The following is a 16,824-nucleotide window of genomic DNA, read 5'->3' as shown; positions in this document are numbered from 1 at the left end:
TAAAGAAGGTTTCAGAGGAGATAAAGTCTTCACTTAGAGAAGACGATCTATTTATAAGGTGGGGCGGAGACGAATTCTTGATTATTGTGTTAAATGTTTCTGAAGATAATCTTTTAAGTATTGTTCAGAAAATTGGAGACAAGGTATCGTCAATTGATTTTGGAATTGATGAAGAGGTAACAATTTCAATTGGTGCAGGCATATTCAATTCAGATATTACTCTGGATGACTTGATCAGCAGGGTTGACAGGGCTCTTTTTAATTCAAAAAATAATGGAAAAAATACTTTTTCGTGGTATAAATAAAATATAATTTGATTTGTTATTATACTATGCTTTTTATACCACCACCATAATTTTTTATATTTCACAAAATAAATTAATTTGCTAACAATACAATATCTATTGTAAAATAGATAGTTCAATAATTTTATTTAGGAGGTTTTCATGATACCTGCATTGGAACATATACCATCTGGATGTGCGGCAGCGGGAATCATGAACAAATCGGGTATTCGTATATCTGGCGATGCAATTATGGATATGATGTCCGTGATGCATTCAAGATCGAACGGTTTGGGCGGTGGTTTTGCTGCTTATGGCATTTACCCTGAGACTCCAGATAATTATTGCTTGCATATTATGTTTGATACGGAATCTGCCAAAAGAGAGGTTGACTCATTAATTGAAGAAAACTTTATCGTAGAGCGGCAGGAAAGAATTCCAACCAAGATTATAAATGAGATTAAAGATCCTCCTCTTCTGTGGAGATATTTCGTTTTACCGAAACCAGAAAAACTGGTAGCAAAAAATATGCATGCAGATGACTTTGTAGTAAAGTTGGTAATGCTGGTCAATACAAGGATACCCGGTTCTTACGTAAATTCTTCAGGAAAAAATATGGGAGTTTTTAAAGGTGTTGGATATCCAGAAGATATTGGAAGATTTTTTATGCTCGAAAAATATGGAGCGTATATATGGACTGCACACGGGAGATTCCCGACAAACACGCCTGGTTGGTGGGCAGGTGCTCATCCATTTTCTATTCTTGACTGGACTGTGGTTCACAATGGCGAGATTTCCTCATACGGTATCAATAAAAGATTTCTGGAAACTTACGGTTACGAATGTGTACTTTTAACTGACACTGAGGTAATCGCATATACATTTGATCTATTGGTTAGAAAGCACGGCTTGCCTTTGGATATTGCATGTAATGTGGTGGCATCAAAGTTTTGGAAGGATATAGAGCTTATGCCAGAAGAAGAAAAGAGACTTCATACCGCATTGAGGATGACTTATGGCAACTTACTTCTGAATGGACCTTTCGCAATAATAGTTGCTACAAATAATTATATGATGGGCTTAAATGACAGAATTAAGTTAAGGCCTTTAGTTTATGGAAAGAAAGGCGAATTTTCATATTTAGCGAGCGAAGAGTCTTCAATAAGAAAGGTAGAGGGCAATCTGGATGACGTATATTCTCTTGTTGCGGGCAAACCTTTGAAAGTAGAGGTAAATAAAGATGTCTGTGCTTGATAAACTTCTTCCAGAATTTTTCATAAAAGTAGATAGAGATCTCTGTATAAAATGTGGCCAGTGTGTAAACAACTGCGGTTTTTCTGCACTTCTCCAGGACAAGGACAAAAATGTCAAGCCCATACACGAAAAATGTGTAGCCTGTCAGAGGTGTATGTTTGTTTGCCCCACAAGAGCTATCCAGATAATGAAATTTCCAGGCACGCAAAAGCACAACGATTATTGGAATCCTGAGTATATAAGCAATATAAAAAAGCAAGCAAACACGGGCGGCATATTGCTGACGGCAGCAGGCACAGATAAGCTGCATCCCATAATATTTGATAGATTGTTTTTGGATGCATGCCAGGTTACCAACCCATCAATCGATCCATTGAGGGAGCCTATGGAGATAATAAGCTATTTGGGAGAAAAGCCTATTGATATAGCTATAGAGTTTAAAGACAACAGTTACATATTAAAAAATAAGCTTAAACCAAACATAAAATTGAGCTCCCCTATTATATTTGCTGCAATGTCGTATGGTGCGATTTCACTTAATGCGCACAAATCATTGGCAAGGGCTGCAAGAGAGTGCGGAATATTGATGAATACTGGTGAAGGAGGACTTCACAAGGATCTCTATGAATATGCGGACAATATAATTGTTCAGGTGGCATCTGGCAGATTTGGTGTAGACCCAGATTATCTTAAGAGAGCTGCCGCTATAGAGATTAAAGTAGGACAAGGAGCAAAGCCAGGAATAGGCGGACATCTGCCCGGATACAAGGTTGACGATGAAGTCTCATCTACCAGAATGATTCCAAAGGGCACTGATGCTCTGTCTCCTGCTCCTCATCACGATATTTATTCTATTGAGGATCTTGCTCAGCTTATAACTTCCTTGAAGGAGGCGACAGACTATTCTAAGCCTGTAGGAGTAAAGATTGCAGCAGTTCACAACGTGGCAGCTATTGCATCTGGAGTAGCAAGAGCTGACGCAGACTACATTGTGATTGACGGTTTTAGAGGTGGCACTGGCGCAGCACCTACAATGATAAGGGATCACATTGGCATACCCATAGAGCTTGCAATTGCTGCAGTTGACGATAGGCTGAGAAAAGAAAAAATTAGAAATAAGGTTTCTATTGTAGCAGCAGGCGGCATTAGACACGCTGCTGATATGACCAAAATTCTTGCGCTTGGAGCAGATTTTGTTACAATTGGAACTGCATCTCTCATAGCAATGGGGTGTACTCTTTGTCAGAAATGTTATACAGGGAACTGCTCATGGGGGATTGCGACCCAGAGACCAGATTTGGTTGATAGGCTCAATCCTGATGAGGTCTCAAAGAAACTTGTGAATCTGATTAGAGGCTGGAGCTTAGAGCTAAAAGAGATTATGGGCGCTCTTGGCATAAACGCAATAGAGAGCTTGATAGGAAATAGAGAGAGATTAAGGGCATTGGAGCTTTCAAAAGAAACTTTGGATGTTCTTGGCGTAAAGCCTGCCGGGAGGTAATTATGATTAATATAAACGCGTTAAATATGGATTCAAGGGAATTGAACAAGAAAATAAAAGAGTCGATAGAAGAAGGACATAAAGAGATAAATATTATAAACGTTCTTGGTCAAAGATTTATCGGCAATGGAATACAAAATAAAGATCTGAAAATAACTATAAACGGCACAGTTGGCAACGACCTTGGGATGTTTATGGATGGAGTAGATATTGAATTGTTTGGCAACGCGCAAGATGGAGTAGGCAATACCTTAAACAGCGGCACCATATGCGTTCACGGAAGAGCTGGGGATGTGGTAGGCTATGCTGCAAGAGGCGGAAAGATCTTTATTGAAAAGGATGTAGGGTATAGGGTAGGCATTCACATGAAAGAGTTCAAAAAAAATGTCCCTACGGTAGTAGTGGGTGGCAGCGCTGGGAGTTTTTTGGGAGAGTATATGGCAGGCGGCATCTTGGTTATATTGAACCTTGATTCTCCCAAGATTATGAAAGCAGATGCTATTGGGACTGGCATGCACGGTGGCAAAATATATATTCGCGGAGATGTAAACGCTAATAATATAGGCAAAGAAGTCGTGATTCTGGATATTGATGACGATGACTATAAGATTTTGACAAGTATCTTAGGCGAATATGGCAAAAGGTTTAATTTTAATTCTGAAGATCTTCTCAAGGATAAGTTTATTAAACTTAAAGCAATTTCTCATAGGCCTTATGGAAATCTTTATGCATATTAATTTCTTAATTTCCAAGAAGGACATTTGTTTATTTCACAAACTTCTTGGCGCTTACGGATATGAAAGCTATATATGTTAGACAGAACCCCACCATATAATTTAGAAGCAGAACAGGCTCTATTGGGTTCTATGCTCCTTAGCAGAGAAGCGATTGCAAGGTGTGTAGAAACCGTTAAGCCAGAGTATTTTTATAAAACGTCGCACAAGCATATATACGTTTCTATAATAGATCTTTTTGACAAGGGAGATCCTGTAGACATTGTAACCCTATCCGAAAAGCTATCTTCGAAAAATCTTTTGGATGATATAGGCGGTCCAAATTACCTGGCAGATCTTGTGTCAAATTTGCTGACCCCCGCAAACGCAGAGTATTATTCAAAACTGATTGAAGAGGCGGCACTATTTAGAAAGTTAATTGAAGTTGGGACCGAGATAGTAGAAATAGGGTTTTCAAAGGAGAGTCTCGGAGAGGCGCTGGATAGGGCTGAAAAGCTGGTTTTTGAAATAACTCAAAAAAGGTCAAGAAAGGGATTCGTTCACATTTCAGACGCCCTTACCACCACATTTGAGATGATTGACAAGTCGTTTAAAAACAAGACTGGCATAACTGGTGAGCCGAGCGGATTTAAGGATTTTGACTTCCTCACGGCAGGCTTTCAGCCTTCAGATCTGATAATCATAGCCGCAAGGCCATCAATGGGAAAAACTGCTTTTTGTCTAAACCTTGCAAGACATTTGGCTGGCTTGCCCGATAAAGCTGTTGGTCTATTTTCTTTGGAGATGTCAAAAGAACAGTTGGCCCAGAGATTGATATGTTCTGAAGGTATGATTGATATACACAATCTTAGGACGGGAAACATTCAAGAGCACGAGTGGCCCAAGCTTAGCAGGGCAATATCAAAGCTCTCTGAGTGCAATATTTATATTGACGATACGCCAAATATCTCCGCGCTTGAGATGAGAGCAAAGTCAAGAAAGTTAAAGAGCGAAACCCCTTTGTCCTTGATAATAGTTGATTATTTGCAGCTGATGCAGGGCAGAAGAAATGAAAACAGAGTTCAAGAAGTGGCTGAAATTGCAAGATCTCTAAAAGCCCTGGCCAGGGAGATAGAGGTCCCGATCATCGCGCTCTCACAGCTCTCAAGGGCTGTAGAGACAAGAAATGAAAAAAGACCTGTACTATCTGACCTTAGAGAGTCGGGCGAGATAGAGCAGATTGCTGACGTGGTAGCCTTTATATATAGGGATGAGTATTATAATCCTAAATCAGACAAGAAGAGGATAGCAGAAATAATTATCGCGAAACAAAGAAATGGTCCACTTGGTAAAGTAGAATTGGTATTTCTTAAAGAGCAAGCAAAATTTGTGAATAAAGAGGATTTTTATAATAATGAGTAAAAATTTTGGAGGTGTGGTGTAATGCCAGGAGTTGTTATTGTAGGAGCGCAATGGGGAGATGAAGGAAAAGGCAAGATTACTGATTGGCTCGCTCAGAGAATGAATCTTATCGTTAGATACCAAGGAGGAGATAACGCGGGTCACACGGTAGTAGTTGGTGATAAAGAATATAAATTTCACAATATACCATCAGGGATTTTATATTCTGACAAGAAGTGCATAATAGGTAACGGAGCAGTCCTAAACCTATGGATGCTACACAAAGAAGTTGAGGGCTTGAAAGAAAGAGGCCACGAATGCAAGAACCTTTTTATAAGCACAAGAACTCATTTGATTTTGCCATTTCATCCAATTATAGATAAGTGGAAGGATCAAACTCCAAACGGCAAGGTGATTGGAACTACAGGTAGGGGCATCGGACCTACGTATATGGATAAATATGGCAGAGTGGGAATAAGAATGGGAGATCTCTACTGCTCAGAGTCTGATCTGAAAGACCTATTGTACAAATCTTATGAAGAAAAGGTTAAACTTTATAGCAATTTCGTAGATCTTAGCGTAATAAACATTGATTCAATTTTTTCAGAATTGCTCAGATTTAAGGAGTACTTTGCTGATCACGTAATTGATTCAGTTTACGAAATAAACGATGCTTTGAAAAATGGACAAAAGGTTTTATTTGAAGGAGCTCAGGGTACGCTATTAGATCTCGACCATGGAACGTATCCATTTGTAACATCGTCACACCCGACCGCTGGGGGCGCATGTATGGGCTCAGGAGTAGGTCCAAAATATATCAATGGCATAATTGGTATAGCAAAGGCTTACACCACAAGGGTTGGTGAGGGACCATTTCCAACAGAACTATTTGATGACATGGGCGAAAGAATGAGACAAAAAGGCCATGAATTTGGCACTACCACAGGAAGGCCCAGAAGGACTGGCTGGCTGGATGCTGTGATATTGCGCTATAGCTCAATCGTAAACTCCCTTGATGGCTTTGCCCTGACCAAACTTGACGTTTTAGACGATTTGGATACGCTAAAAATCGCTTATGCGTATAAATTAAAATCTGGCAAGATTATAGATAGAATACCATCCTGTATGTCAGATCTGTACAATGTGGAATTGCTATATGAAGAAGTGCCAGGCTGGAAAACCGATACCACTAAAGTAGAGAGGTTTGAGGACTTGCCTGAAAATGCTATCAAATATATAAAAAAGATTGAAGAGCTATCAAAAACTCCTGTATTATTTGTAAGTATAGGTGCCAAGAGATCTCAGACGCTTATAAATGACGATTCAATCTTAAAAAAATTAGGGATATAGCATTTAAGATCTGAATTTATATGGAAAAAATATTAATTAGAGAAGAGATTCTTAAAAGAAGAGAGACGCTGAACTCAAACTTGAGAGAATCTCTGAGCTCTTCTATCTGCTCGATGATTATAAAGAGCTTTTTTTATCTGGAATCAAGGAGTTTAATGCTTTATTCTTCAATCAAAGGAGAAGTTGATCTCGGGATTCTTTACAACGATGCCCTAAATAGACATAAAAGCGTATATTTGCCTACTGTTTCATTAAGAAGTTTAAAGATCAATCCTGTTCAGTGCTTTGTGGATACTATATGGGAAAAGGGACCCTATGGTATCCTTGAGCCAATGTATAAGCCAAGCAGATTAAAATCAAAAAAGTTAGACTTAATATTCATTCCAGGCGTGGCTTTTGACCGAAATTCAAATAGACTCGGCTTTGGAAAAGGTTTCTACGACAAATTTTTGAAAAATATGCCTAATACGACTTTGAAAATTGGTGTAGCCTTTGATTTTCAGATAGTTGATGCCATAAAATCAGATCCATGGGACATAAAAATGGACATCATAGTTACCGAGAAAGGATTTCTCTGCAGGGGAGAGTCTTGAAAGGGCCTAAAAATATACTATTTTTAAAGGAAACTGGAAGCACACAAGACACATTAAGGGATTGGATCAGAAAATACAGTCTCTTTCCTGTGATAGTCTCATCTGAACAAACGAATGGAAGAGGTCAAAGAGGCTCAGTCTGGCAATCAAACAAGGGCGGGTTGTGGTTCTCACTCTCGCTTGGTGAGACTTTAAATTTCAAAGAGTCTTTGTTGCCGCTTATTTGCTCATATTCTGTTTTGAAAGTTTTAGAGAAGATGGGCTCAGATCCTCTTATAAAATGGCCAAATGATATTATTCTGATGGGGAAAAAGGTTTCAGGGATACTTGTAGAAAAATTTAGTTTTAAGGGTTCGTTTTATTATATCTGCGGATTTGGAATAAACGTAAATAATGAAATAAACGTTGAGAATATACGATATCCAGCTATCAATTTAAAATCAGTATTTAATGATCACATAGGTATAAATGAGCTCTTAATGGATATCTTAGATGTTTTTGAAAATATTATAGATAATTTTTCACTTAGTTTTTTTGATATGATATTAAAGGATATAAACAAAAAGCTTTATCTAAAGAATGAATTTGTTCAACTTGAGAAAAACAGTGAAACAATTTCTAATGTAATTTTAGATTCAATTGGATCTCAGGGAGAATTGGTTTATATTTTAAACGGTGAATATTGTTCTATGTATTCTGGAAGAATTATTTTTTAAACGAGGTGAAAAATGTTTTATAACAGCACAAGAGGAATGGAGAAAAAATTAACCTCTTCACAGGTGATACTTCAAGGGCTATCTAAAGATGGAGGGCTTTTCGTTCCAGAAGATATCCCAACTGTAGATATCCAAGATTTTGAGCACATAAAAGGCTATAAAGATATCGCTTTTATAATCCTAAAAAAATTCCTAACAGATTATTCTGATGAAGAGATAAAGAGCTGCATAGAAAAGGCTTATAGCATTAATAAATTTGACAGTCATGACGTCACACCTATATTTACCTTGCAGGAAGGTTGTTCAGTAACCGAACTGTGGCATGGTCCTACTCAGGCCTTCAAGGATATCGCACTTCAAATAATGCCGCTGCTGTTGTCCATTGCCAAAGAAAAAAATAATATAAAAAATGAAATAGTTATCTTGGTAGCCACCTCTGGGGATACAGGCAAGGCTGCTCTTGAGGGCTATAGAGACGTATTGGGTACTAAAATAATAGTTTTCTTTCCGCATAATGGCGTGAGTGAAGTCCAAAGACTGCAAATGGTCACGCAGGAAGGTTCGAATACCTTTTCTTATGCAGTAAATGGAAATTTTGATGACGTTCAGAATACTGTAAAATCAATTTTCAACAATAAGAGTCTAAATAACAGATTGCTTCAAAATGGCATTGAGCTCTCTTCTGCAAATTCAATAAACTGGGGTAGACTGGCGCCTCAAATCGTATATTATTTTTATTCATACGTTCAGGGCTTACAAAAAGGTTTGTTCAATAAAGGTTCAGAAATAAATTTCGTAGTTCCAACTGGAAATTTTGGAAATATATTGGCTGGTTATTATGCAAAGAAAATGGGTTTGCCGATTAAGAAGCTTATCTGCGCATCCAATAGCAATAACGTGCTTACTGACTTTATCAATACTGGGGTTTACGATAGAAAAAGAAATTTTTATAAGACTATCTCACCTTCAATGGACATTTTGATTTCAAGCAATCTTGAAAGGCTCTTGTACGAGCTGTCAGAGAAGGATTCAGAATACATCTCAAATTTGATGGCTCAGCTAAAGGACAGCGGCAAATATAAGATAGAAGCGTCTATACACGATAAGATAAAAGATCTGTTTTGGGCTGATTGGGCTGATGACGAAACCACAAAGAAACAAATCTATAAAGATTTTGTAGATAACAAATATCTTTTGGATACTCACACAGCTGTGGGTAGAGCAGTCTATTTAAAATATATTAATCTTACTAAAGATGCTACGCCGACATTTATCTTATCGACTGCAAACCCATATAAATTTTCAATAAGCATTTACGAAGCTCTATTTGGCAAGCCAGAAGCTAGCAAGAGCGAGTTTGATCTTATGTACGAGATTGAAGAAAAAACTGCCACTCCAATTCCTATGCCGCTAAAATCGCTAAAGGGGAAGAATATGTTGCATAAGGGAATAATAGACAAAGAAAATATGGAAGATGAGATATTGAAAATCTTAGGTATTAATTCATAATTTTTTTGGTATAATATAGAACTTAGGCCAACGTAGCTCAGCTGGTAGAGCAACTGATTCGTAATCAGTAGGTCGGCGGTTCGAATCCGCCCGTTGGCTCCAATCTTAGTTATTTGCATCATTTAGATCGCACTTTACACAGTTTTTGCCAGCAGCTTTTGCGGCATACATTAGGTCATCGACTCTTTTGGTTATTGAGTTAACTGTGTCAGATTGATGATAACTTGTAACCCCAAAGCTTGCAGATACGAAATCAATTTCAGGAATATCTAATTTACTCATTCCATTTTTCAGCTCAATAGCTAATTTTTCAGTATAATGCAGATCGGTATTTGTGAGAAGTATCATAAATTCTTCTCCGCCCCATCTGGCTATAAAATCAGTTTTTCTAATTCTATTTTTTACAAATTTTACAATCTCTACAAGTACCTTGTCACCAACTATATGGCCGTAATTATCGTTAATGGCTTTAAAATCGTCAATGTCAAGCATTATTAAAGAAAAAGGTATGTTATTTCGCTTTGTTCTATCAATCTCTTCTTCCAACCTTTCTTGAAAATACCTTCTATTGTAAGAATCAGTCAAAGAGTCTTTGATGGACAACTCATGTAATTTTTCTTCCATCATTTTGCTATCTGAGATATCTCTTATTGATTCGATTGCGCCAATTGTTTTCCCATTTCTATCTTTCAATTTAGATGTAGCTATAAACATATATGCACCTTTGTAATCGAATATATTTGGAGCGTAGGATTCTGCATAGATTATATCTTCAAACCTATATATAATTTTATAATTTTCTTTTATAAATTCTTCATCTGCATTTAAAATTAGATCGATTAGCAATGGTTGGGGATCGTGATAAAACAATTTTGAGTATTCTAAATAATTTTTTCCTAATATATCTTCCTTTTTCATCTTTGTTAGGATTTCCATAGATTTATTCCACGCCAGAACTTTTCCCTCGATATTTATAACAAAAGTAGCATCAGGTAAGTTTTCAATAATATTATTTAAAAGAAAATACGCCCTTTCTAATTCAGATTGAGCTCTTTTTCTTTCTGTAATGTCGAAAATAATAGAGTGCAACAGTCTTTTACCTGACATCTGTATAGAATTGCTGAAAACTTCGACATCTCTAATTGAGCCATCAGCTCTTCTGTGCCTGAATTCAAAGTGAGTTTTATCTTTTTTATCCGCTTTAGCCATCTCTTTTGCTACTTCGTCTTGTGGCAGAGCGTTCAAATCAGATATATTCATTTTTATTAAATCAGATCTATCATATCCATAATAATTAGCTGCAGCATAATTGGCATCGAATATATCTCCATTTTCAGGATCTATCAAGAGTTTTACTGCGCTGTGATCCTCGAACAATTTTCTGTAATCCTGTTCGCTTTGTCGCAATTTTTCTAAGTATGTCTTCTTTTCAGTAATGTCTTGAACAGTCCAGATGGCAATTTTTTCATCCTCGTCAATTACATTGGCAGTAGCCTCACAAATTATCTGCTTATTATTCAGACCTTTTTGACGAATTTCCATTAGTTCGGTCTTTTTATTCATTAATAGATCATTATATATCTTACCAACTCTTTCATATTCTTCATCATCGTAAAACAATGTTTTCGTAGGCTTTCCTATGAGATCTTGGGGATCAGCATAACCAAATATCTGGGCATATTTTGGATTTACCTGTAAAAACGTTCTGTCTTTTACGAGTGCAATGCCAACTAAGGCATTCTCAATAATACTTTTTCTGATCTCTGAGGTTTCCTTTTCTCTCTTTCTATAATCTAATCTATCTAAACCAATTGATATATCTCTTGAGAGCTCTTCCAATAAATTTTTTAAATCACCTGTAAAAACGTTTTTATTTGCATGATATACAGAAAAGTTAGCCCATATATCATTGTTTCTAAATATTGGAATGGTAGCGCTTGACTTTATGCCAGACTTCTTTGCCAAATCTCTCCAGGGAGATGTAAAAAGCTCTTTTTCAAATGATTGGACATAGTTTGGTGCCTTCTCTCTCCATGTTCGTCCAGATGAGCCTTGACCCTCAGGGATGTTAGGATTTGAAGAGATAAATACAGAATGAGCATAATCTGTTTCACCACTTGCAGCAAGAATTCGAAAAACACCATTTTCGTCTGGCCTTGCTATAAATGATAGCTTCAAATGACCAAATTCTATAGCAATATCACATATTGACTGATATAAAACTGACTCATCTTGAACGTTTGCAACCAGCTGATTTACCTGTGAAAGAACAGATCCAAAATCAATAATCCTCTGTAGATTTCTTTTCTCTCTTTCTCTTCTATTTATATAAAATAAAAAATAAATATTCAATAGCAATATAAAAATTAATATAAATCCTTCAAGAAGCCATCTTTTTAACGAAGTATTTATATAAGTTTGCCATATCAATTCCTGAGGATAAACCGCCTTTATCTCAAATGGATATCCAGGAACGCCTACTATTATTTCATTCCCATTAATATTTGATAGGTTAGTTGTAACTATGCCATTATAAAGGCTGCCTAATTGAGTATTATTTCTCAAGTCTATAACTATAAAATGAAAGTCTTGGTCTTTTATATTGCTAGATAGCAAATTTTTTAGAAAATAAACTGTGCGAATAAAATAGATGGGCTTGCCAGCTGAATCCCTTAGAATATATCTCTCGTTAAGAACCTCATTGTGAAAGTAACCTATGTGAACCAATCCAAGCTGATAATTTGGGTTCTTATTAAGAGGGAAAAAATTTATTTCTGGAACATTTTTAATATTTGGAAGGGTAGTAAAAATAATTTTATTGTCCCCCGAATATATGCTAAAAGCTGGTGTCTCAGGATAAAATTTAACTAAATAACTAACAAAATTGACTATTTCTTTATCAACGACATCTTTAGATGATTTATTTATTAGCAATAAATTTCCAATGAATTCAAGCGTATTAAACTTCGAATCCAATCTTGTGGATATCTGATTTGCGTATGAAGAAGCTAAACTTCTAGCATCCTCTTCAACGATTAATTTGGAATTATGAAAGCTAGTCATTTCGCTGTTTAAAGTCCAAAGGATTACAAATATTGTAGGAAGGATTATTAGAATACCAAAAAAAATTTTATGATTAACTAACTTTTTAAGTTTACTGCTAAAAATTTTTAAAAAAATTATTGTTCAACTCCAAAAAAATATTTAATTTAACCAAATTATACATTAAATATTAAAATATATATAATTAAAAAATTTTTTAAAGTAGTATTATAGATAAAAAAGGTATTAATTTAGGAGGTATACAATGAAAAAGGTAGTGATTGTAGCAACTGGAGGAACCATTGCAATGAAAAAGAATGATGCAGGAAAATCAATTCCTGCGGTTTCTGGCGAAGAGCTTATTGGCAGCATTCCTGGTATTAGAGAAATTGCGGATTTTGAAGTTGTGAATTTTAGTAATTTTGCAAGTTGTAACATGAAACCAGAAAATTTGTTAAAGCTCGCTAATAAAATTAGAGATATATTTAAAAATAAAGATATAAGTGGGATAATTGTGACTCATGGCACAGATACCATTGAGGATAGCGCCTTCTTTCTGGAGCTAACTGTAGATAACGAGAGACCAATAATATTCACGGCTGCTCAAAGGGATGCATCCGAATTTGATTCAGATGGTCCAAGAAATATAATAAATGCAGCAAGAATAGCTATCGATGAGGGCGCAAACAATAGGGGGGTAATGGTATCTCTAAACGAAGAAATATTTGGAGCCCTATACGTTTCCAAAAAACACACAAGCAATGTTAGGACATTTAGCTCAGGCAACATGGGTATTATTGGATATGCAGATGTGGACAGGATTTGCTTCTACAATAACCAGAGATCCAGATTAAAGTTTGATATTCCTGACAATTTCCCAAATGTCGTGCCAATTTTAGCGTATACAGGCATGACTTCAGATATTATAGAATTTTGCATCAAAAATGGCGCAAAAGGTATTGTAATTGAAGCATTTGGGCGCGGAAACGTTCCACCTGAGTTAGAAGATGGGGTATTAATGGCCATAGAGCGAAAGATTCCCGTTGTAATAACCTCGAGGTGTCACAATGGCAGGGTATTGCCAGTATACTCATACAAAGGCGGATCGAGTAGGCTAAAGGATTTTGGCTGTATATTTTCAGAAGGAATTTCTACAGCGAAATCGCGTTTGCTTTTGGGTCTGGCGCTCACTCAGACAAATGAACATTCAAAGATTCAGGATATTTTCAATAAAGTTATTTGTTGATTTATTGTAATATAGAAATTGTTTATTTTATTTTATAGTTATATGCTTTATAATATAGAAATATACAATAAATTAGGGGGTATATGTGCAGAACAAATTGAACTCTTTACAAAGCATTTTTGAATATGTAGTAGAGATGAGAAGATATTTTCACATGCATCCAGAGCTTGGGTTGGAAGAGTTTAATACTCAAGCAAGGATAATATCAGAATTAACAAGTTTTGGACTAAGGCCAGGAAAGATTGGGGATACTGGCGTAATCTGTGAAGTTACAGGAAATGGTCCTAAGAGGGTTGCTATAAGGGCAGATATGGATGCCTTGCCCATAGATGATGTAATTGATAAGCCCTATAAATCAAACAATCCCAATGTGTGCCACGCATGCGGCCACGATGGACACACCGCAATGCTTTTAGGAGTAGCCAAATTTTTCTCTGAGAATATAGATTTGTTGCATGGCAATATAAGGCTTATATTCCAGCCAAATGAAGAAAAAGTACCCATTGGCGGCGCCAAAAGGTTAATTGAAGAAGGAGTATTGGATGGGGTAGACACTATCATTGGCGCGCATCTATGGCAACCGATTGAATGTGGCAAGATAGGAATTAGTTATGACAGGCTGATGGCTTGTGCAGATGAATTTACTATTAATGTTAGCGGTCGCGGAGGGCATGGGTCGATGCCTCATCAGACTGTAGATCCAATAATTACAGGGGCTCAAATTATTCTTGCACTTAAAATGGTTACAGCTACAAGCATAGATCCTTTGGAAAATGCAGTTTTGTCCATTGGACTTTTCAACTCTGGCTCTGCCTTTAACATAATTCCTGATAAATCTCTCGTAAAGGGGACTGTTAGAACATTCTCCCAAGAAGTCAGAGAGATAATGTTTCGACGCATTGAAGAAATCTGTGAGGGAATATGTGCCTCAAACGGAGCAAAATATACTCTGGAGCCTATCTTTGGTTATCCGTCTCTGATAAACCACAAAAACATTGTGAAAATAATTGAAAATTCTGCTATCGAAGCTATCGGAGAGGAAAACGTCCAACATATTAAGCCTGTGATGGGCGCTGAAGATTTTTCTTATTATCTGCAGAAAATAAAGGGCGCTTTCTTTTTTATTGGAGCAGGCAATGCAGCAAAAGGTATAGTATATCCTCATCATCATCCTCATTTCGACATTGATGAGGACGCTCTAATGGTAGGTCTTAAGGTTTTTGTTAACTCTGCAATGAAGCTTTTGGAATAAAAAAAATTAAGGAGGTATGGTGGTATGAAAGCTTTAAAGTTCGTTTTGACTCTAATTCCGTTTGTTTGGACAATTGCAATGATCCCTTTCGTGAACACAGTAAAGCCAATCGTATTGGGTCTTCCATTTTTAGCTTTTTGGCTGGTAGCAGGCATATTTGTAGCATTTGTATGTCTTAGCATTATCTACAAAATTGATACAAATAATTCAAATGGATAGGAGCTAAATTATGTCAAATGAATTCTTAGCCTTAGGAATTATTTTTATTTTTGTTTTTGTTACAACCATTGTAGGGATGCTACCTGGTATGAAAGAAAAGCTAAATTTAGAAGGTTGGGCTATAGGTGGCAGAGGATTTGGCAGATGGCTCAGCTGGTTTATTTTAGCAGGAGAAATATATACTGCCTTTGCCTTTCTTGGTGCGAGTGGATGGGCATATGCAAGAGGCGGACCTACTTTTTACATATTGGGCTACGGTGCTCTTGCATATGTAGTAGGATATTATGTTCTTCCAAAGATTTCGCCAATAGGTAAGAAATTTGGTTTAATGACTCAGCCCGATTTGGTTCAGCATATTTACGACAGCAAGCCATTGGGAATACTAACCGCTGTAATTGGGGTACTATTTCTTCTACCATATCTTCAGCTTCAGTTAACTGGTTTAGGCATCATTATTCAAACTTGCTCTTATGGCCTGATTACTAAAGTTCCCGCAATGTTGATAGCTTTTACCCTTGTGGCTATATTTGTTTATCTTAGCGGTCTCAAAGGAGTCGCTACTACTGCTATTATCAAGGATGTGGTTATGATTATTGCTGTAGTATTTTTCGGTTTATATTTACCATTTCATTTCTATGGAAATCTTGGAAATATGTTTGATGCATTGGATGCTGCAAAGCCAGGCTTTTTGGCTCTTCCTGGCGGGACAAAAGTTCTGGATGTGAGCTGGGTGATGTCTACGCTGGTACTCACAAGCTTGGGCTTCTATATGTGGCCGCACTTTTCTGCAAACAGCTTTAGCGCAAAAAGTCCTGAAGTTTTAAGACACAATGCAGTTTTTCTTCCTCTGTACCAAATATGCTTGCTCTTTCCAATGCTTATTGGCTTTACTGCACTTTTAATTTTGCCTGGTCTAAGTAACCCTGATATGTCATTTATGGTAATGGTTCAAAAAGTTTTTCCAGGATGGGCTCTTGGTCTGGTCGGCGGCGCTGGTGCCTTAGCCTGTATGATTCCTGCGTCCGATCTCATATTGAATACCTCGATGATTTTTACTAGGAATATTTATTGTAGAGGCTTTAACCCTGATGCAGATCACCCACATCAGAAATTTGTGGCAAGAATTATTGTTTTTATAGTTACCGCTACAGCTCTTTGTTTGGCTATATTTGCTCCAAATTTACTGGTCAACCTTCTTTTAATAGGATATTCTGGAGTTACCCAATTTTTCCCAATGATCGTTCTGGGATTGTTCTGGAAGAGATCTACAAAGATTGCTTCATTTTGCGGCTTAATTGTTGGAGAGATTTTAGTAGTATATCTAACGCTAAACAAGCTAGATCCCGTAGCAATACTTGGGCTTCATCTAAATGCAGGTTTTGTAGCTTTAATGGTAAACTTAATTATATTTATAGTTATAAGCATTTTTACTTCTAATAATGATGATCTTATTGCTAAAGAAAAAAGATTAAACGCATTATAATATAAGATAAAAAGTCAGGGAGGTGTCCTGACTTTTACAGTTAACTTAGCATAAGAAATATATCAAGTATATTAATATCCCTATAAATACGTAATTAGGTATTTCTTTGTTCACTTCTATTGACGTTATGCTACAGATATGCTATAATAGAAGTGGAGGTGATATTCTATGATAAGAAAAGATTCACTGATGCGAGGTGGTGTTTTAAAAACTCATGTTCGTGTTGTCGAAGGGTATAGACCTGGACCAGGAATGCCAACT

14 protein-coding genes and 1 tRNA gene are annotated in these 16,824 nt (G+C 36.6%); 14 read left to right on the top strand and 1 reads right to left on the bottom strand.

What is annotated here, in order from left to right:
• The 10 genes from V4762_RS09050 to V4762_RS09005 all read left to right on the top strand — a co-directional run.
• The coding region (locus tag V4762_RS09050) for a GGDEF domain-containing protein (protein WP_347315461.1) at positions 1–305 on the top strand (305 nt) is incomplete at its 5' end.
• Positions 306–446: 141 nt separating this feature from the next.
• On the top strand, positions 447–1,538 hold the full coding sequence (locus tag V4762_RS09045; protein ID WP_347315460.1) for a class II glutamine amidotransferase: 1,092 nt from the start codon (positions 447–449) through the stop codon (positions 1,536–1,538).
• Positions 1,525–3,039, top strand: coding sequence for a glutamate synthase-related protein (locus V4762_RS09040; protein WP_347315459.1), 1,515 nt, complete (start codon positions 1,525–1,527; stop codon positions 3,037–3,039). The genes V4762_RS09045 and V4762_RS09040 overlap by 14 nt, the downstream gene beginning before the upstream one ends.
• Before the next feature lie 2 nt (positions 3,040–3,041).
• A complete protein-coding gene (locus V4762_RS09035) occupies positions 3,042–3,776 on the top strand; it encodes a GltB/FmdC/FwdC-like GXGXG domain-containing protein (protein ID WP_347315458.1) in 735 nt (244 codons plus the stop codon).
• A gap of 72 nt (positions 3,777–3,848) precedes the next feature.
• Positions 3,849–5,174: a replicative DNA helicase gene (dnaB, locus tag V4762_RS09030; protein ID WP_347315457.1), complete on the top strand. Its 1,326-nt coding sequence runs from the start codon at positions 3,849–3,851 to the stop codon at positions 5,172–5,174.
• 21 nt (positions 5,175–5,195) lie between these two features.
• The gene (locus V4762_RS09025) at positions 5,196–6,503 is read left to right on the top strand and encodes an adenylosuccinate synthase (RefSeq protein ID WP_347315456.1); all 1,308 of its coding nucleotides are present in this window, start codon (positions 5,196–5,198) and stop codon (positions 6,501–6,503) included.
• Positions 6,504–6,523: 20 nt separating this feature from the next.
• Positions 6,524–7,096 carry a 5-formyltetrahydrofolate cyclo-ligase gene (locus V4762_RS09020; protein ID WP_347315455.1) on the top strand — a complete coding sequence of 191 codons (573 nt, stop codon included), beginning with the start codon at positions 6,524–6,526 and terminating at the stop codon, positions 7,094–7,096.
• Positions 7,093–7,812, top strand: a complete 720-nt coding sequence (locus V4762_RS09015) for a biotin--[acetyl-CoA-carboxylase] ligase (protein WP_347315454.1) — start codon at positions 7,093–7,095, stop codon at positions 7,810–7,812. Before V4762_RS09020 ends, V4762_RS09015 begins: the two co-directional genes overlap by 4 nt.
• A gap of 12 nt (positions 7,813–7,824) precedes the next feature.
• Complete coding sequence (gene thrC, locus V4762_RS09010) at positions 7,825–9,321, top strand: threonine synthase (protein ID WP_347315453.1); 1,497 nt, start codon at positions 7,825–7,827, stop codon at positions 9,319–9,321.
• Positions 9,322–9,347: 26 nt separating this feature from the next.
• Positions 9,348–9,423, top strand: a tRNA-Thr gene (locus V4762_RS09005).
• A 3-nt stretch (positions 9,424–9,426) separates the two neighbouring features.
• Here the strand turns inward: V4762_RS09005 and V4762_RS09000 are convergent.
• Complete coding sequence (locus tag V4762_RS09000; protein WP_347315452.1) at positions 9,427–12,384, bottom strand: sensor domain-containing diguanylate cyclase; 2,958 nt, start codon at positions 12,382–12,384, stop codon at positions 9,427–9,429.
• 244 nt (positions 12,385–12,628) lie between these two features.
• Between V4762_RS09000 and V4762_RS08995 the strand changes: the two genes are divergently transcribed.
• The 4 genes from V4762_RS08995 (at position 12,629) to V4762_RS08980 (ending at position 16,563) form a co-directional block, all read left to right on the top strand.
• Entirely contained in the window at positions 12,629–13,609 is a 981-nt protein-coding gene (locus V4762_RS08995; RefSeq protein ID WP_347315451.1) for an asparaginase, read from the top strand.
• Positions 13,610–13,694: 85 nt separating this feature from the next.
• The gene (locus tag V4762_RS08990) at positions 13,695–14,861 is read left to right on the top strand and encodes a M20 metallopeptidase family protein (protein WP_347315450.1); all 1,167 of its coding nucleotides are present in this window, start codon (positions 13,695–13,697) and stop codon (positions 14,859–14,861) included.
• A gap of 24 nt (positions 14,862–14,885) precedes the next feature.
• Positions 14,886–15,080, top strand: a complete 195-nt coding sequence (locus tag V4762_RS08985; protein ID WP_347315449.1) for a DUF3311 domain-containing protein — start codon at positions 14,886–14,888, stop codon at positions 15,078–15,080.
• 10 nt (positions 15,081–15,090) lie between these two features.
• A complete protein-coding gene (locus V4762_RS08980) occupies positions 15,091–16,563 on the top strand; it encodes a sodium:solute symporter family protein (protein WP_347315448.1) in 1,473 nt (490 codons plus the stop codon).
• Positions 16,564–16,824: the final 261 nt, after the last annotated feature.

Source organism: Thermodesulfobium sp. 4217-1 (genome assembly GCF_039822205.1).
Classification (GTDB): Bacteria; Thermodesulfobiota; Thermodesulfobiia; order Thermodesulfobiales; family Thermodesulfobiaceae; genus Thermodesulfobium.
This window is presented reverse-complemented; position numbering and strand designations above follow the sequence as displayed.